Below are 617 nucleotides of genomic sequence, written 5' to 3' on the forward strand. Positions count from 1 at the left end.
CGATGCCTAGAGGTGCAAAACCAGTAAACGTAGTGACCATGTTAGCAAGGAAACTTGCTAGAGCTTCACCCGTAAGTAAGTTAGTAATGGTAAGAGCTTCGCCCGTTCGAGGGTTTGGAAGGTCGAAAGTCACATTCGACAAAAGTGCAGACGCAGCCCAAGTAATGATCAGTGCCCAGAAAAACAAAATCGCAGGATCAGGAATTTTATTACCTGCACGCTCGATAAAGTTTAGAAAGCGATCCATCCCGCTCGGCTTCGATGATGGTGCCTTATTTACAGCTTGGTTACTCATGGTAACTCCATATGAATGATGTTGGTGCCAAGGCCTATTTGAATAATTATAACGGCCTATTATCAACACAGCATTCTAGTAAATAAGGATAGGGAAAGCACAAGGTTCTATGATTTTTTCCATAATTGGAGACATATTTTGCAAAAACGCCACTCCAATTAAACATAATAAAAACAGTAGCACATCAACCGCATTAACAGTTCGAAAACCATTCATTAACTGAGACAAACCCGGCATCAAAAAGAAATTATCCACGACTTTGTCTCAAGCCATGTATGCAATTGAACTTAGTTTTCGAATTCACTGTACTGTGAAGTCATAG

At 40.5% G+C, this 617-nt stretch carries 1 protein-coding gene; it reads right to left on the bottom strand.

Features of this window, described 5'->3' with window-relative positions; translation table 11 throughout:
• Positions 1-295 (bottom strand): AbgT family transporter (locus tag R7Z50_RS28755; RefSeq protein WP_318149916.1); only part of this gene is annotated, 295 nt, incomplete at its 3' end.
• Positions 296-617: the final 322 nt, after the last annotated feature.

The organism is Vibrio sp. 1249-1, from assembly GCF_033340495.1.